The 15,040-nt window shown below is 64.3% G+C and carries 14 protein-coding genes; 9 read left to right on the top strand and 5 right to left on the bottom strand.

The features are described 5' to 3' along the window. Nucleotides 1-11: 11 nt before the first annotated feature. The 4 genes from ACKWRH_RS32760 to ACKWRH_RS32745 form a co-directional block, all read right to left on the bottom strand. A complete protein-coding gene (locus tag ACKWRH_RS32760; protein ID WP_445216874.1) occupies nucleotides 12-992 on the bottom strand; it encodes a heme-binding protein in 981 nt (326 codons plus the stop codon). Nucleotides 993-1,157: 165 nt separating this feature from the next. Continuing rightward, nucleotides 1,158-1,856 carry a type 1 glutamine amidotransferase domain-containing protein gene (locus ACKWRH_RS32755; RefSeq protein WP_445216873.1) on the bottom strand — a complete coding sequence of 233 codons (699 nt, stop codon included), beginning with the start codon at nucleotides 1,854-1,856 and terminating at the stop codon, nucleotides 1,158-1,160. A 197-nt stretch (nucleotides 1,857-2,053) separates the two neighbouring features. Then, nucleotides 2,054-2,761: a hypothetical protein gene (locus ACKWRH_RS32750; RefSeq protein WP_445216872.1), complete on the bottom strand. Its 708-nt coding sequence runs from the start codon at nucleotides 2,759-2,761 to the stop codon at nucleotides 2,054-2,056. Between the two features lie 118 nt (nucleotides 2,762-2,879). Next, nucleotides 2,880-5,723 carry an ATP-binding protein gene (locus ACKWRH_RS32745; RefSeq protein WP_445216871.1) on the bottom strand — a complete coding sequence of 948 codons (2,844 nt, stop codon included), beginning with the start codon at nucleotides 5,721-5,723 and terminating at the stop codon, nucleotides 2,880-2,882. 322 nt (nucleotides 5,724-6,045) lie between these two features. Here ACKWRH_RS32745 and ACKWRH_RS32740 point away from each other — a divergent pair, with 322 nt between their 5' ends. From ACKWRH_RS32740 to msrA, 7 genes are all read left to right on the top strand, one after another. Continuing rightward, nucleotides 6,046-6,714, top strand: a complete 669-nt coding sequence (locus ACKWRH_RS32740) for a sensor histidine kinase (RefSeq protein ID WP_445216870.1) — start codon at nucleotides 6,046-6,048, stop codon at nucleotides 6,712-6,714. 33 nt (nucleotides 6,715-6,747) lie between these two features. Then, nucleotides 6,748-7,449, top strand: a complete 702-nt coding sequence (locus tag ACKWRH_RS32735) for a VOC family protein (RefSeq protein ID WP_445216869.1) — start codon at nucleotides 6,748-6,750, stop codon at nucleotides 7,447-7,449. A gap of 259 nt (nucleotides 7,450-7,708) precedes the next feature. After that, nucleotides 7,709-9,022: an epoxide hydrolase family protein gene (locus ACKWRH_RS32730; protein WP_445216868.1), complete on the top strand. Its 1,314-nt coding sequence runs from the start codon at nucleotides 7,709-7,711 to the stop codon at nucleotides 9,020-9,022. Nucleotides 9,023-9,087: 65 nt separating this feature from the next. Next, nucleotides 9,088-9,936, top strand: coding sequence for an enoyl-CoA hydratase/isomerase family protein (locus ACKWRH_RS32725; RefSeq protein ID WP_445216867.1), 849 nt, complete (start codon nucleotides 9,088-9,090; stop codon nucleotides 9,934-9,936). A gap of 121 nt (nucleotides 9,937-10,057) precedes the next feature. Then, a complete protein-coding gene (locus tag ACKWRH_RS32720) occupies nucleotides 10,058-10,480 on the top strand; it encodes an OsmC family protein (RefSeq protein WP_445216866.1) in 423 nt (140 codons plus the stop codon). Nucleotides 10,481-10,501: 21 nt separating this feature from the next. After that, a complete protein-coding gene (locus ACKWRH_RS32715; protein WP_445216865.1) occupies nucleotides 10,502-10,987 on the top strand; it encodes a cupin domain-containing protein in 486 nt (161 codons plus the stop codon). 29 nt (nucleotides 10,988-11,016) lie between these two features. Then, the gene (gene msrA / locus ACKWRH_RS32710) at nucleotides 11,017-11,532 is read left to right on the top strand and encodes a peptide-methionine (S)-S-oxide reductase MsrA (RefSeq protein WP_445216864.1); all 516 of its coding nucleotides are present in this window, start codon (nucleotides 11,017-11,019) and stop codon (nucleotides 11,530-11,532) included. 94 nt (nucleotides 11,533-11,626) lie between these two features. On the opposite strand, the gene ACKWRH_RS32705 is transcribed toward msrA, so the two are convergent. Continuing rightward, entirely contained in the window at nucleotides 11,627-12,268 is a 642-nt protein-coding gene (locus ACKWRH_RS32705) for a TetR/AcrR family transcriptional regulator (protein WP_445216863.1), read from the bottom strand. A gap of 139 nt (nucleotides 12,269-12,407) precedes the next feature. On the opposite strand from ACKWRH_RS32705, the gene ACKWRH_RS32700 reads away from it, so the two are divergent. Beyond that, nucleotides 12,408-13,550 (top strand): HlyD family secretion protein, encoded by a 1,143-nt coding sequence (locus tag ACKWRH_RS32700; protein ID WP_445216862.1) that lies wholly within the window; start codon nucleotides 12,408-12,410, stop codon nucleotides 13,548-13,550. Further along, nucleotides 13,547-15,040 (top strand): MDR family MFS transporter, encoded by a 1,494-nt coding sequence (locus ACKWRH_RS32695; RefSeq protein WP_445216861.1) that lies wholly within the window; start codon nucleotides 13,547-13,549, stop codon nucleotides 15,038-15,040. The genes ACKWRH_RS32700 and ACKWRH_RS32695 overlap by 4 nt, the downstream gene beginning before the upstream one ends.

Genomic DNA, 15,040 nt, shown 5'->3' with positions numbered 1-15,040 from the left:
GTGCCGGCGCGTCATGCGCCGGCAACCGCTCTGACGGGATTGAGCGGCACGCTGCCACCTTGATCGCTGTTGTGCGCAGCAGCTTCCGCTCGCCGGATCACATTCGTGAGCTCCGGCGTAAAGCTTTCGTCATCGTCCTCGATGTGTCCGGTCAGCCGCGTGGTGATCTCCTGGAACACCCAGCCATTGCCATCGGGATCGCTGAACGAGGCGTAGGAAGCATAGCTCTTCCGCTGCGGATTGGGGCCGGCAGCAAGCTCGTTCGCGTCGGCATGCTGGAAGATGCCGCCGGGATCGTGGAACGGCTCGCTGACGGCGATGCCGCGGCGGCGCAGATCGTCACATGCGGCCTCGATGTCGGACACGATGAGATGGAGCCCCTTCACGGAGCCGGGCGGGACTGTGGTGAGGTTGCCGCCGAAGATCACCGAACATCCGGAGCCGGGCGGCGTGAACTGGATGACGCGATAGTTGTCCTCGCCCTGGTAGTCGATGTCGAGCCGCCAGCCGAGATCGGCATAAAAGCGCTTGGCGCGCTCGACGTCAGAAACCGGGAGGACGACGACCTCGAGTTTCATGTCGATCGCGGCTGCGACCGCGGGTTCGCGAAGCCCGGCTTCGAGGATCTCGACGTCCTGCTCGACGGTGCCGCCGCTGATGCCGACGCCGGCGACGAACTGTCCGTCGATGTGCAGCGGGGCGCCGCCGCCCATCGAGCAGAACCGTCCGCCCGCAACTCCCATCAAGGGAAACAGGGCCTGTCCGGGCTGTACCATCGGAGAGAGTTCCGCCGTGCGAAGCCCTACCAGCGCCGACGTATAGGCCTTCCGCTCCGACAGTTCGAGCGAGAAGGTCGGCGCCCCGTTCATGCGGTGCTTGAGAATGATGTTGCCGTGAACATCGATGATGCAAACGGCGACAGGAACCTTGGCGCGTGCAGCCTCCGCTTCAATGCGTTCTGCGATCGTCTTGGTGTAGGCAAGCAAATCCATGATTGTGTCCTCTTCTCCAGCTCTCGGGCCGACATGTGGCCGGGTTCATCTTGTCGCGCGTCATCCCTCTCCGAACGCCGGTTGGCGACAGAGTTGCGTCGGTCATCGATTTGATTGTGCCGGGGCGGTGCTCATTGATGAGCACCGCCCCGATGCGAGTCTGACTTACGCGGCCGACTTCGCCTTCTTGGCCAGGGCGGCGAGCAGCGTCTGCGCGGCCGGGCCGGAGGAGTGCGGATTCTGTCCCGTGATGAGCTGGCCCGCGCTGACGACGTGAACGCCCCAGTTCGCCGTTTTCGAGAAGACCGCGCCGAGCTTCAACATCTCGTCCTCGACGAGGAACGGCACGACATGGGTCAGGCCCACGTCCTCTTCCTCACCATTGGTGAAGCCGGTCACTTCCTTGCCCTCGACCAGAGGCTTGCCATCGGGCGTCTTGACGTGGCGCAGCGCACCGGTCGAGTGACACACCACCGCGATGGTCTTGCCGGCGGCGAGGAAGGATTCGATCAGCTTGACCGAGTCCTTGTCTTCGGCGAGGTCCCACATCGGGCCGTGACCGCCGGGATAGAACAGCGTGTCGAAGTCTTCCTGCTTGACGCTGTCGAGGCGCACCGTCTTGTCGAGCTGGGCTTCAGCGGCAGCGTCCGCCTCGAAGCGCAGTGTCAGGTCAGTGCGGAACTCGGGCTCGTTGCTCTTGGGATCGAGTGGCGGCCGGCCGCCCTTGGGCGAAGCCAGTGTGATCTCCGCGCCGGAATCCCTGAACACGTAGTAGGGGGCGGCGAGCTCCTCGAGCCAGAACCCGGTCTTGCGTCCGGTGTTGCCGAGCTGGTCGTGGGAGGTGATAACCATAAGAATCTTCATGACGATCTCCTTGAGTGCGTTCGCTGCAATGACGCATTCCCTCGTGGTGGAGGTGCGCCGGCCTCGGTCTCGTTCGAGCACGACACTTGTTCGTTGCTCGTGAGCCCAATGTTGCACCCAAGGCCGCCTGTTAGCTCGTTATGTATTGTTAGGCGTTGAGAGCAGTGAAGGGTTCTCGCTCTCGCGCGTCGCCACCGCTACTCGAACACGGCGTCGAAGATCTCGACGTCCATCAGCACGGGCCTGGCGATCACGCTTCCATCAGGCCGCAGCGTCTGCACACGCCGCAATGTCGGCACGACGATGCCGCCGAAGCTGTCATGGGCCCAGGAATAATGTGCGACCTTGTTTCCGAACAGATCGTGATCCGTCCGCCGTTGCAGGGCGTTCTCGTCGAAGTAGAAGATCTGCTCGGGCGCGAGCGTGATCAGGTTCGGCGGGAACTGCGCGCGCAGCCGCCGCCACGTGTCAGCGGTTTCGCGCCACGGCGGAAGCTCCTCCGTGACGACGTCGGGATGGGCGAGCAGAAATAGGTTGGTCAGATAATTCCAGATCGCAACGCCGCAGAAGAAGACGAGGTGCAGTTCGTCCGCGAGCGCAGGAGAGCCGGTCTCGGGAAATGCAAGGCTCGGGTTATCCCAGGTGCGCAGGACCTCACCCTCGAGGCTCTCGATCGTGATCGCGTCGGGCTGAAAGCAGCCGGAGTGTTCACCCCCGGTGATGCCGGTGAAGCGGACCGACTGGGCGCGGGTCGAGCCCTCCGCCGTCACGTCCTTGAATTCGCTGGCATGTCCGGCGCTGGAGAACAACGAGCCGCCGACGGAAAGGTGGAGCGTGAATCGGTTCAAGCTATTCCAGCGGGCCATACCGCCGCTGGCATCAATTACATCGTCAAGAAGCGCCATATCCCGCCATATCCACCGTGAAGTGCCACCACCATGGCGGGGCGGATGCGGCTTGGCGTGTTAGAAGTTGTTAGGACTTGCGAGCAGGTGCTTCGGCGGTATCCCGTTGAAGATACTGTCAATTCAGCGCGCTCAGGAGCTCCCTGGCGGCCACGAGATCGCGGGTCTCGAGGCCTTCCTGGTATCGCGCGACGAGCGGGGCGAGCAGGGCGCGTGCTTCGCCCGCTTGTCCGGCCTGGCGCCAGACCCGGCCGAGGCTGATCGCCCCCCGCAGCTCCCAGCCGAGCGCGCATTGCCGGCGCGACAGATCAAGCGATTTCCGGAAGCAGCGCTCGGCCTCCGCGGTGTTTCCCGACCGGACGAGGATGTCGCCCTTGACCCGGAGCATCTCCGGCATGTCGAAGGATTCGCCATGATCTGGAATCTGCGTAATGGCCTCATTGATCGTGCGCAGGGCCTCGTCCGGCTGGTTCTCCGCAACGAGGCCCTCCGCCAGCGCCGTCGCAAACACCGTCGTCATGATCCGGTGCCGCGTCGCGTACAGCGTGGCCTGGCTGCGGCGAAGATGCTCGATCCCGCCGGCGATGTCGCCGCGGCGAAGCATGAGCTCGCCCTTCTGGCCGATGCCGACGGCGTGATAGGGACCAAGGAAGTGCCGCGCCGAATGGTCGATCAGCCGCTCGATCAGGATTTCGGCATTGGCCCAGTCGCCGACCCAGAGGGACACGTAGATCGTCCAGATCAGGGAGATGCCGAGGGTGAGCGGTTGTTCGAGCAGTTCGGCCTCGCGAACGGTGTATCTCGCCGCCTCGATCGCGCGATCGGGCCGGCCGGTGAGCCAGAGCCCGCGCGCCAGCGCGACCAGCGCGACGATGCGGTCGTCATAACCGAGATGCCCGATGTTCAGCCGCTGCGAGCCGGGATTGTGCACCATCGCGCTCTCGCAGAACTGCACGGCCTTGTCCTGATTGCCGATCAAATGGTGCGCGACGCCCAGCATCCATTCCACGTTCAGCGCGGCGGCCGGATCATTCAGCTTGCGCGCAACGCTCTCGCCCTGCTCGCCGGTGCCGAGCGCGCCGTGAAAATCCCCGACCCTGGTCAGGTAGATGTGCAATCCGCGCAGCAGCCAGAGCTGCCAGTGCAGATCCTCGAGATCCCGCGCAAGCTGAAGACTGCGCGTGAACGCCGACCGGACCGCCTCGGTATTGCCCTGCGTGAACATCACGGAGACGCCGAACGCGGCCTGCAGCGTCATCTCCTGGCGGCGGTCGATCGAATTCCTATCGAGAGAGACCAGCGCCTGCTGCGTCCAGCGATAGCACTCCGTCAGCAATGTCAGTTCGAGGAAAAACTGGGCCGCCGAAGCCGCCAGATCCACGCCGATCGTCCGGTCGGCGCTATCCGAAAAGCTCCAGGTCAGCGCGGCCCTGACATTGGGCAAATGGTCGGCATAGGGAAGGAAGCCGCCCGCGGTCTGCATGCCCGTGGATTTGAGCGCGATGTCGCGCAGGAAGTCGCGGAAATATTCGGCGTGAGCGCGCGCGACACGGGGCGCTTCGCCGTTCTCGACGAGCTTCGCGCCGACGAAGGCGCGGGTGGTGTCGAGCAGACGATAGCGCAGCCGCCGCTCCGCAGGTGAGGTTGCGATCAGCGATTTGGAGAGCAGGTTCGAGATGGCCTCGACCGCCTCGGGCTCGCTGATGCCCTGGCTGAACGCAACGGCGAGCGCGGCCTCCATCGTGAATGGCCCGACGAACACCGACAAACCGCGCAGCGTCGCGCTTTCGGCTGCCGGCAACAGATCATAGCTCCAGGCGAGCGCGGCGCTCAGGGTCTGGTGCCGCGGGATCGCGGTGCGGCGTCCCCGCCACAGCAGCGAGAAGCGGCTGTCGAGCAGTGAGGCGGTCCCGGCAATTCCATAGGCGTTCACGCGTCCGGCGGCGAGCTCGATCGCGAGCGCGATGCCGTCCAGTCGCCGGCAGATCTCGGCGACAAGCGGTGCATCCTCCTCGCTCAGTTCGAATTCGCCCAGGCTCTCGGCAATGCGTTCCACGAAGAGCTGGCTTGCGGGATAGGCAAGGATCTCGGCGATGCCGAGCCCGTCACGCTGGGGCGGGCAGTCCAGCGGAAACAACCGGTGGACGCGTTCGCCTTCGGTGCGAAAGGATTCGCGGCTGGTGGCGAGAATATGCAGCTCGGGCGCTTCCTGGACGATGTGCTCGGCCAGGGGCGCGAGCTCGTCGATGATGTGCTCGCAGCTGTCGAAGATCAGCAGCATCCGACGGTTGCGCAGCACCGTCAGCAGGCCCGGCATCGGGTCCTCGGAATTGACGGTCAGGCCGAGCGTGGTGGCGATGGTGCTTGGAACGAGCCTGGCATCCGTCAGCGCGCCGAAATCAACGAAGTCGACCTGACCGTCAAAGGCCTGGAGCTCGCGATGCGCGACGGCGAGCGCGACGGAAGTCTTGCCAACTCCGCCGGGGCCGACAATTGTCACGAAGCGATGCTGCGCAAGCTCGGTGGAAATCCGCTCGACCGCGTCGTCTCGTCCGATCATCCTGGCAAGCGGCGGGGGGAGTATGTGAGGCGACGGGACGGCCGGGCCTGTCCGCGTCTCCGACGATTCGGACCGGACCAGCGGGCCCGCGAAGCAATAGCCACGGCCGGGCACGTTGACGACATAGCGGGAGCCTTCGCCGGCATCCCCCAAGGCCTTGCGTAGTGTCGTGATGTGGAAGCGCAGGCTGCCTTCATCGACCGTCACGTCGGCCCAGACGCGCTTGATCAACTCACGCTTGTCGATGACCTCGCCGGCGCGTTCGACGAGAAAAATGAGGATGTCGAGTGCGCGGCCGCCGAGGTGAAGCGGAGCGCCGTCCTTCTCGAGCAGGCGCGACCTTGCGTACAGCCGGAATGGCCCGAAGGAAATCGCCGCATCCTGGTCGTTAGTGTCCACCACGCGCCAATGAATCCAGTGAAGGGGCTGTTGTCCGCATCCTCATCTAGCAGAACGAGGTCATGAGTAAACTGGTCGAAAGTGGCGAAATCGCGCGGCAAATCAGCCGGCCGCACCGGGATGATGCGTGACAAATTTCGTTTAAACGCGAGCGGCTTGGGAAGCGATCGGGACGACCCGTCAGCGTGCTTGACCATCGAGAGGACAGTCTGGCTTGTGATGCCGCCGATCATAACAAAATCTTGCAACGTCTAACGAGCAAAACGCGCGCGGCGCATCCAGTATAGGCTTCGAGCTAGGTCCTAGGTCCAACGGGGAGGCTATCATGTCCACTATCGGCTTGGAGACGAACGACCAGTTCGTCCGATCTCAGCACATTGCCAGCCTTGATGATCAGTCGCGTGACTGGGAACTCGTGCTGCGGGAATCCCACCATCGGATGAAGAACACGCTGACGCTGCTGGGTGCGTCAGTCCGCCGCGACTTCTCGCGGCCGGGCACCAGGGACATGTCGGGCGCGGTGGACCGGTTCGAGCAGCGCATCGTCGCGTTCGGCAGGCTCTATCAACTCTTGTCCGACAGCGACAGCCTGTCCGCCGTCTCCGTCGAGGCCTTCTTCGAAAACCTGTGCGAGGCGCTCTCCGAGGCAGTGCTGGAACCGGCCGGCATCTGCTGCGAGGCAGCGATCGAGAGCGGGGCGCTGCCGGCATCGCAGTGTCATCGGCTGGCGTTGATGCTGACGGAACTGGTCACGAATGCCGCCAAACATGCCTTCCCGAACAAGAACGATGCGCTGATCCGCATCGAAATGGCCAACCGCGACGGCGCCTGGCTCTGTACGGTGGCTGACAACGGCATCGGCGCGACCGGTCCGCTTCAGGGCACCGGCAGCCGCATCCTTGAAGGGCTCGCACGCAGTATCGACGCGCGGTTGCAGGGCGAGGCGAGCCAGGGCGGCACACGCGTGACGATCGTGATGCCAACTGCCACTTGAAGCTCGCTTCAATTTCAACTCAGGGAGTTCGACATGGCCACCACCGAAATGGACCGCGACGCCGCGGCGAGGTCTCTGAACACGTCATCGACATCGCGTAGCGTTGACCTGAAGCTCGAGGTCGTCGTCATCCCCGTGTCGGATGTCGACCGCGCCAAGGCGTTCTACACGCGCCTCGGCTGGCGATTGGACGCCGATTTTGCCTCAGGTGACGAATGGCGCGTGATCCAGTTCACGCCACCGGGTTCGGCCTGTTCTGTGATCTTCGGCAAGAACGTCACACCGGCAGCGCCCGGTTCGGCGCGCGGACTGTACCTGATCGTCTCCGATCTGGCGGCGGCGCGACAGGATCTATTCGACCGCGGCATCGCGGTGAGCGCACCATTCCATGGTGCGGGCGACGTTCACGCCGGTCCGGACGAGCCGTATCTGTTCGGTAGCGTCCGGGTCAGCGGTGTTGACCCGAAGCGCGGCAGCTACAGCTCGTTTGCCTCGTTCAGCGATCCCGACGGCAATGGCTGGCTGTTCCAGGAGGTTACGACGCGACTGCCTGGACGCATCGAGGGGGACGGCACGACGTTTGCCTCAACGGCCGATCTGGCCGCAACCCTGCGACGTGCCGCGGTCGCGCATGGTGAGCACGAGAAGCGCATCGGCGGACACGACGAGAACTGGGCGGACTGGTACGCCGACTACATCGTCCGCGAGCAAGCCGGTCAACCGCTGCCCTCCTGAGTTGTAATGAACCTATCTCCTGAATTCATAGACAGGGCGCGCGCCGATTGAACTCGTCGCGCGCCGTGTCGCTTCTGCATCGCGCGCATCGTCATCGTCGCTCGCTCTCTTGCACCCCGCGGACTCGCAACGGCTAACGCAGCCTAACAACCGATAACGAGCTAATTGCCAGGACCTGCGCCAATCTCTCTTCACGACGAGCCGACGCGTCGATTTTGAATTCGGTTGGCGTCACCGACCAAAGCAAGGGAGATCCGACATGACAACGCAAGCACGAGCCGAGATTCTCAATCCCGACCGCCGTCAATTGCTGAGCCAGGCCGCAATGACCGCGGTCGCTGCCAGCGTGGCGAGCCTGCTGCCGCTGCGTCCGGCGAAGGCCGCCGCAAGCGGCGCCATCCGGCCGTTCCGCGTCAGCGTGCCCGAGGAAGATCTACTTGACCTCCGCCGCCGCCTCGCAGCGACACGCTGGCCCGATCGCGAGATCGTCGCCGACCAATCGCAGGGCGTGCAGCTCACGACGCTTCAGCAACTCGTGCGGTACTGGCAGAACGACTACGACTGGCGCAAGATGGAGGCGCGGCTGAACGCCTTGCCGCAATTCGTCACCGAGGTCGACGGCATCGACATCCACTTCATTCACATCCGCTCCCGCCACGAGAACGCGCTGCCGATGGTCGTCACGCATGGCTGGCCGGGCTCGATCATCGAACAGATGAAGATCGTCGGCCCGCTCACCGACCCCACCGCGCATGGTGCTAAGGCTGCGGATGCATTCGACCTGGTGATCCCCTCGCTTCCGGGCCACGGCTTCTCCGGCAAGCCGACGGAGCTCGGCTGGGATCCCCAGCGCATCGCGCGCGCCTGGATCGTGCTGATGAAGCGCCTCGGCTACAACCGCTACGTGGCGCAGGGCGGCGATTGGGGCAATGCCGTCACCGAGCAGATGGCGGTGATCGCACCGCCGGAACTGCTCGGCATTCACACCAACATGCCCGCCACCGTTCCCGACGACATCGCCAAAGCGCTTCAGCCCGGTGGGACACGGCCGTCAAACCTCTCGGCCGACGAGCGCATTGCCTACGACCAGCTCGACGATTTCTACAAGCACGGCCTCGGTTACGCGATCGAGATGTCGAACCGGCCGCAGACGCTCTATGGCCTCGTGGACTCGCCGGCCGGTCTTGCATCCTGGATGCTTGATCACGACGCACGCAGTGCTGCGATGATTGCGCGGGTGTTCGACGGCAAGACCGAAGGCCTGTCGCGGGACGACGTGATCGACAACATCACGCTCTACTGGCTCACGAACACCGCGGTGTCGTCGGCGCGGCTCTACTGGGAGAACAAGCTGGTGTTCTTCGAGCCCAAGCACATCAAGATCCCGGTCGCCGTCAGCGTGTTCCCTGACGAGATCTATGCCGCGCCGCGCAGCTGGGCCGAGAAGGCCTATCCCAAGCTGATGCACTACAACCGCCTCGACAAGGGCGGCCACTTCGCGGCCTGGGAGCAGCCCGCGCTGTTCTCTGCGGAAATGCGCACCGCGTTCCGCCCGCTGCGCCAGTCGATCTGAACCGAGCAGGGGACACGCGCTGCCGTGCGTCCCTTTTCCGAACACACATATCAGGAGTGCCAACAATGAGCCGCCCCGTACAGATCTTCACCACCGAGGACATTCGCCTGGAGCGTCGCCTGCCGACATACTGGCGCGTCACCTTCGACATGCCGCCGGTGAACATCTTCGGCCCAAAGCACCTTCCGCTGCTCAACGACATCATCACCGCGATTGAGACCGATCCTGACGTGAAGGTCGTCGTATTCGACAGCGCCGTCGAAGGCTTCTTCATCACGCATTACGACTTCCTGGCGCCGCTGGAGGACTCTCTCGGCGTTCCGCCGGGGCCGACCGGCCTGCAGGCGCTGCCGGACATGCTGGTGCGCCTCAGCCGCGCGCCGGTCGTCTCCATCGCCTCGATCCGGGGCCGTGCGACCGGGGTCGGCAGCGAGCTCGCGCTGGCGAGCGACATGCGCTTTGCCAGCCGCGAGAAGGCGATCCTGTCGCAATGGGAGGTCGGCGCGGGACTTGTGCCCGGCGGCGGACCGATGGCCCGGTTGCCGCGGCTGATGGGCCGAGGCCGTGCGCTCGAAGTTTTGCTCGGTGCCGACGACATCCACGGCGATCTCGCCGAGCGTTACGGCTACGTGAACCGTTCGCTGCCGGATGCGGAGCTCGACGGCTTCGTCGAGGCGCTCGCCATGCGCATCGCGTCGTTCGACAAGGAGGCCATCGCCGAGACCAAGCGTCTCGTCGATGTTGCGAGCCTGCCGCCGGATGACGAGATCAAGCCGGAGTGGGACGCGTTCCTGGCCGCGCTCGGCCGTCCCGCCAGCCAGACCCGTATCAAGGCGCTGATGGCGCGCGGTTTCCACCGCGCCGGCGACGTCGAGAACCGGCTCGGCTTCCACGTCGGACAAATCGGGAGTTAACGGAACCGCTGCGGCGTTCGGCCGGTTGGAGGGGTGACAGGCGGTCGTGCCAATGTCGCTTTCCTCCGCTACCGAGCGCCGGTGCTAAAAACCAACCTGAAGACCAGCAAGGAGAATTGAGATGATCCGCAAGGCAACAGCAGTCTGGAAGGGCACCGGTCGCGACGGCACCGGCCATCTGTCGAGCGAATCCGGCGTGCTCGCCGGGACGCCCTATTCGTTCAAGACCCGCTTCGAGAGCGAGAAGGGCACCAATCCCGAGGAGTTGATCGCGGCGGCCCATGCCGGTTGCTTTACCATGGCGCTGGCCTTCGGCCTTCAGCTCGCCGGCTTCACGCCGGACGAGCTGTCGACGGAAGCCGCCATCACGCTCGAGCCGGAAGGCAAGGGCTTCAAGATCAGCAAGTCGGCACTGACCCTCCGCGCCAAGGTGCCGAACCTTGACGACGCAGGTTTCGCCAAGATCGCCGGCGAGGCCGAGAAGAACTGTCCGGTGTCGAAGGTGCTCAACGCCGCGATCTCGCTCGACGCCAAATTGACCTGATTGAACACAGGGAGCGGTGCCATGTCTCTTCAAGATCTGCCTCGCCAAGATCTGCCTCGCCAAGATCTGCCTCGCCAGCATCAGCCGGATGAAGACAGGTTCCGGGCGATTTTGCCCGAGGACATCGCATGGCAACCGTTCCCCGCGTTCCCGCCGGGCGCGCGGCTGGCCGTGATGGTCGGCCATCCCAGCGAACCCGGACCTTACGTGGTCCGGGTGAAGGTGCCCGGGGGCACAAAACTGATGCCGCACAAGCATCCGGAAGATCGCATCTACACGGTCATGTCGGGTGTATTCTACATCGGGCTCGGCGAGCGTTTTGATGGCGACCAGGTGAAAGCCTATCCGCCGGGCAGCGTCATCGTGCTGCCCGGTGAAACCTGGCATTTTCACTGGGCGAAGTCCGGCGAATACGTCACACAGGTCTCCGCCATCGGGCCGCTGGGCCTCGAATATCACGACGACCATGATGACCCGCGCTTGCATCCGGCAGCGGACAAGCGCTGAGTATCTCGACGAAACGAATGGAGCATCAGATGACGACAGAGCGCGCAGTTTTGGCCGGAGGCTGCTTCTGGGGCATGCAGGTTCTGATCCGCAGGCAACCGGGGGTGATCTCCACCCGTGTCGGTTACACTGGCGGGCATGTGAAGAACGCCACCTATCGCAATCACGAGGGCCACGCCGAGGCGATCGAGATCATCTTCAATCCCGCCAAGACGAGCTTCCGGACCATGCTGGAGTTCTTCTTCCAGATTCACGATCCCACCACGCTCAATCGCCAGGGCAATGATCGGGGCACGAGCTACCGCTCGGCAATTTTCTATACTAGTGACGAGCAGAAGAGAGTCGCCGAAGACACCATCGCCGATGTCGAGGCGTCAGGTCTCTGGCCCGGCAAGGTGGTGACCGAGGTTGCACCCGCAGCGGAGTTCTGGGAAGCCGAGCCGGAGCACCAAGATTATCTCGAGCGCTATCCCGATGGCTACACCTGCCACTTCATCCGGCCCGACTGGAAGCTGCCAAGGCGCGCGGCTGCCGCGGGAGGCTAGGCGGATTGTCGCGTACGGCCGCCGAGGGCCTTTTGACGAGGAGTGCAAATGTGCGAACTCCCCTCATCGTACGATCACGAGAATTCCTCGCGGCTCAATGCGCCTCCGGCCGGCATCGGCAGATCACGGTCACCGCCTTGCGGGCAATCTCCCTCAGATCGGCGCGGCGTGCGCCGGCCCGGGCGCGGATGGCGATCGTCTGCATCGTGGCGGCGGCAAGGATCGCAAGTGCAGCCGGATCGGCCTCGCGATCCAGCTCGCCCTTGTCCTGCGCCAGGCGAAAGCGGGCCTCGAAATCGGCATCGATCGTCCGCAGTCCCGTGGCAACGCTGCTCCGGATCGCCGCATCCTCGGCGACTTCGGTCACCGCGGTACCGACCACGAAGCAGCCGCGCGCTGATCCCTTGCCGGAAAAGTAGATCGACAGCGCCGCGTCATAGGCCTGCATCAGCGCTTCGTCCAGGGGATGGTCCCCTGCGAGAGCCTCGCGCGTTGCCGCGAGGCTGATCTCCCAATAGCGCGCCAACGCCTCGAGATAGAGCGCGTGCTTATTGCCGAACACCGCGTAGAGGCTCGGTGGACTCATACCGGTCGCGGCCGCGACCTTGTCCAGGGACGTGCCGGAATAGCCCGTCCTCCAGAACGTTTCCGTGGCCCGCTTGAGGGCCGTCTCAGTGTCGTAGGCGGGCGGCCGTCCCCGGCGCGCCGGCCCCGTCTCGCTCTTTTTCCGTGCCATGTCGTCCGAACCTGGTTGCCATGTTCCACACATATATTTGTATGGGTCGTTATAAAAATCAATGGCCGCGCGGCTTGATCGCCGCATCGGGGTACAATATTTGTAACGAACGTTAGTAAATGAGATAGGGACGAGGACGATGGGTTTGAACTTTGCGCCAATCGCCGGCTGGCTGGGCGATCGCAGCTTCCGCGGGAGCGAGGCTGCTGCGCCGTTGTTCGGAGCGGATCTTGCCAGGCGGCTGCGCCGGCCCCTGATGCTCGCGGTGCCGGCCGCGGCTGCCGTGTTCGGCGCCTTCATGTATCTGGCGCGGGAACAATACGTCTCGACCGACGATGCGTTCGTACGCGCGGCGAAGGTCACCATCAACGCGCGGGTGTCGGGCCAGGCGGTCGAGATCGCCGTGCGCGACAATGAGCGCGTTCGGCAGGGCCAGGTCCTGTTTCGAATTGATCCGGAGCCCTACCAGATCGCCGTCGATCAAGCCGAGGCCCGGCTCGGCAGCGCGCGGCTCCAGATCGACTCCCTCAAGGCGACCTACCGCCAGCAGCAGGCGGAGCTGCAATCGGCGAAGGATTCGGCCTCTTTCGACGAGCGCGAGTTCGACCGCAAGAGGATGCTGGTCGCCTCCGACTTCACGCCGCGTGCGGTCTACGAGCGGGCCGAGACCGATCTCAAGGTCGCGCGCCATCGGATGGCATCGATCGAACAGCAGATCGCCAATACGGTCGTCGCGCTCAACGGCGACCCCGACATCGACGTCGACCGCCATCCGACAGTCCGCGCGGCCAGGGCGCAGCTCGATCGCGCGCGGCTCGATCTCTCCTACGCCACGGTGAGAGCGCCCGACGACGGTATCGTGACCAAGGTCGACGATCTGCAGATCGGCGGTTTCGTCAACGCAGGCGCGCCCACGTTCTCACTGATGTCGAGCCGGGACGTCTGGATCGAGGCGAATTTTCGTGAGACGGGCCTGATCCACATGCGGCCGGGCCAGGAGGCGACGATCGACGTCGACGCCTATCCGGATCGAAAATTCAAGGCGCATATCGTCAGCATGAGTCCCGGCACCGGGTCGGACTTCTCGATCCTGCCACCGGAGAATGCGACCGGAAACTGGGTCAAGGTCGTCCAGCGACTGCCGGTGCGCCTCGAACTCGACGATCCCGATTCGACCCGGCCACTGTTCTCCGGCATCAGCGTGACGGCGCGGGTCGACACCGGCCATCGTCGCAACTGGTTGCATCTGCTCCAGCCTGCGCTTGCGACGGAGGGCAAATGAGCACGCCCCTCCCATCGACCGCGACCGGCGGTCATCATGCAATCTCGGCGGCCGCCCTGATGGCGACTTACATGCAGGCCGTCAACATTTCGATCCCGAACGCCGCGCTGCCGCACATCCAGGCCACGCTCTCGATGGCCAATGACGAGGTCGGCTGGGTGTTCTCCTCGTATATCGCTGCAAGCGCCGTGACCATGTCGGTCACGCAATGGCTCGCGGGACGCTATGGCCGCAAGGCGGTCTATCAGGCAGCCCTTGCCGTCTTCACGCTTGGTCTTGTCCTCGACACGCTCGCGACGACGTCGATCCAGTTCGTGCTGGCGCGGATTCTCCAGGGCGCGGCGAGCGGACCACTTGCGCCGCTCTCATTGGCGATTCTGCTGGAGGCGACGCCAGCGGCGCGGCAAGCGCGCATGGGCCTGGCATTGACGGTCTGCTCGCTGCTCGGCATCAGCACCGGTCCCGCTCTTGGTGGCTGGCTCAGCGAATATTACGGCTGGCCGTCGATCTTCTATGTCAGCCTGCCCATGACGGCCTTCATCGCCCTGACGATGGCCCTGTCGCTGGGCGAGAAGCGGGCAGAGCGGAGCCAGCCCTTCGATGTCTTCGGCCTGACGACCTTCTCCGCCGGCATGATCGGGCTGCAGATGCTTCTGGATCGCGGCGAGCGCCTCGAATGGTTCGCCTCGACGGAGATCTGGGTCGAAGCGATCGCCTCGGTCCTGGCCTTCTATCTCTTCATTGTGCACGTTCTGACGAAGAAGGAACATTTTCTCCGCACGGCGCTGTTCAGGGATCGCAATCTCGTTCTCTCGACGGTGATCTCCTTCGCGCTCGGCTTCGTCCTGCTGCCGACATTGGCGTTGACGTCCCCGATGCTGGAGGAGTTGCTCAACTACCCAGTCGACACCACCGGCTACATGAGCATTCCGCGCGGCGTGGCGCTGGTGGGAGCGCTGGTGCTGACCAGCCTGGTTCCGGGGCAGGTCGATTACCGGCCGTTCCTCATGGGGGGCATGGCGCTGGTGGTCTATGCCAACTGGCTGATGCTCGGCTATTCGCCGGCGATGGATTGGCGGCCGGTCGTCGAAGCGGGTTTCCTCCAGGGCGCCGGTCTCGGCATGTTGTTGCCGGCGCTCGTGAGGGCCGCGTTCGGAACGCTCGATCCGAAGCTTCGCCCTGAAGGCAGTGCGCTGATCAACCTGTCGCGCCTTTACGGCAGCACCATCGGCATCGCGGTGGTCCAGCTGTTCTTCTATGCTAACACCCAGGCCGTGCATATCGCGCTCGCCAAGCATCTCACGGCTTATCGTGTCGCGGCGAATGTCACGGGCCCGATCGGGAAGCCAGGTCTTGCCGCCCTCAACGGCATGGTCACGCGCCAGGCGGCCACGGTCGCGGTCATTGATCAGTTCGAGATCCTGATGTTCGCCATGCTCGTCGTGATCCCGCTGGTGTTCTTTCTTCGTAGGCCGCGTCCCGCCGGCTAA

Source organism: Bradyrhizobium sp. Pa8, assembly GCF_052588265.1.
The sequence above is the reverse complement of the archived record's forward strand: the minus strand, read 5'-3'. Positions and strand labels throughout refer to the sequence as shown.

Excerpts from the sequence above, each read along its gene's own strand:
- ACKWRH_RS32760 (WP_445216874.1), bottom strand. The coding sequence starts at position 992 with ATGGATTTGCTTGCCTACACCAAGACGATCGCAGAACGCATTGAAGCG.
- ACKWRH_RS32755 (WP_445216873.1), bottom strand. The coding sequence starts at position 1,856 with ATGAAGATTCTTATGGTTATCACCTCCCACGACCAGCTCGGCAACACC.
- ACKWRH_RS32750 (WP_445216872.1), bottom strand. The coding sequence starts at position 2,761 with ATGGCGCTTCTTGACGATGTAATTGATGCCAGCGGCGGTATGGCCCGC.
- ACKWRH_RS32740 (WP_445216870.1), top strand. The coding sequence starts at position 6,046 with ATGTCCACTATCGGCTTGGAGACGAACGACCAGTTCGTCCGATCTCAG.
- ACKWRH_RS32735 (WP_445216869.1), top strand. The coding sequence starts at position 6,748 with ATGGCCACCACCGAAATGGACCGCGACGCCGCGGCGAGGTCTCTGAAC.
- ACKWRH_RS32730 (WP_445216868.1), top strand. The coding sequence starts at position 7,709 with ATGACAACGCAAGCACGAGCCGAGATTCTCAATCCCGACCGCCGTCAA.
- ACKWRH_RS32725 (WP_445216867.1), top strand. The coding sequence starts at position 9,088 with ATGAGCCGCCCCGTACAGATCTTCACCACCGAGGACATTCGCCTGGAG.
- ACKWRH_RS32720 (WP_445216866.1), top strand. The coding sequence starts at position 10,058 with ATGATCCGCAAGGCAACAGCAGTCTGGAAGGGCACCGGTCGCGACGGC.
- ACKWRH_RS32715 (WP_445216865.1), top strand. The coding sequence starts at position 10,502 with ATGTCTCTTCAAGATCTGCCTCGCCAAGATCTGCCTCGCCAAGATCTG.
- msrA (WP_445216864.1), top strand. The coding sequence starts at position 11,017 with ATGACGACAGAGCGCGCAGTTTTGGCCGGAGGCTGCTTCTGGGGCATG.
- ACKWRH_RS32705 (WP_445216863.1), bottom strand. The coding sequence starts at position 12,268 with ATGGCACGGAAAAAGAGCGAGACGGGGCCGGCGCGCCGGGGACGGCCG.
- ACKWRH_RS32700 (WP_445216862.1), top strand. The coding sequence starts at position 12,408 with ATGGGTTTGAACTTTGCGCCAATCGCCGGCTGGCTGGGCGATCGCAGC.
- ACKWRH_RS32695 (WP_445216861.1), top strand. The coding sequence starts at position 13,547 with ATGAGCACGCCCCTCCCATCGACCGCGACCGGCGGTCATCATGCAATC.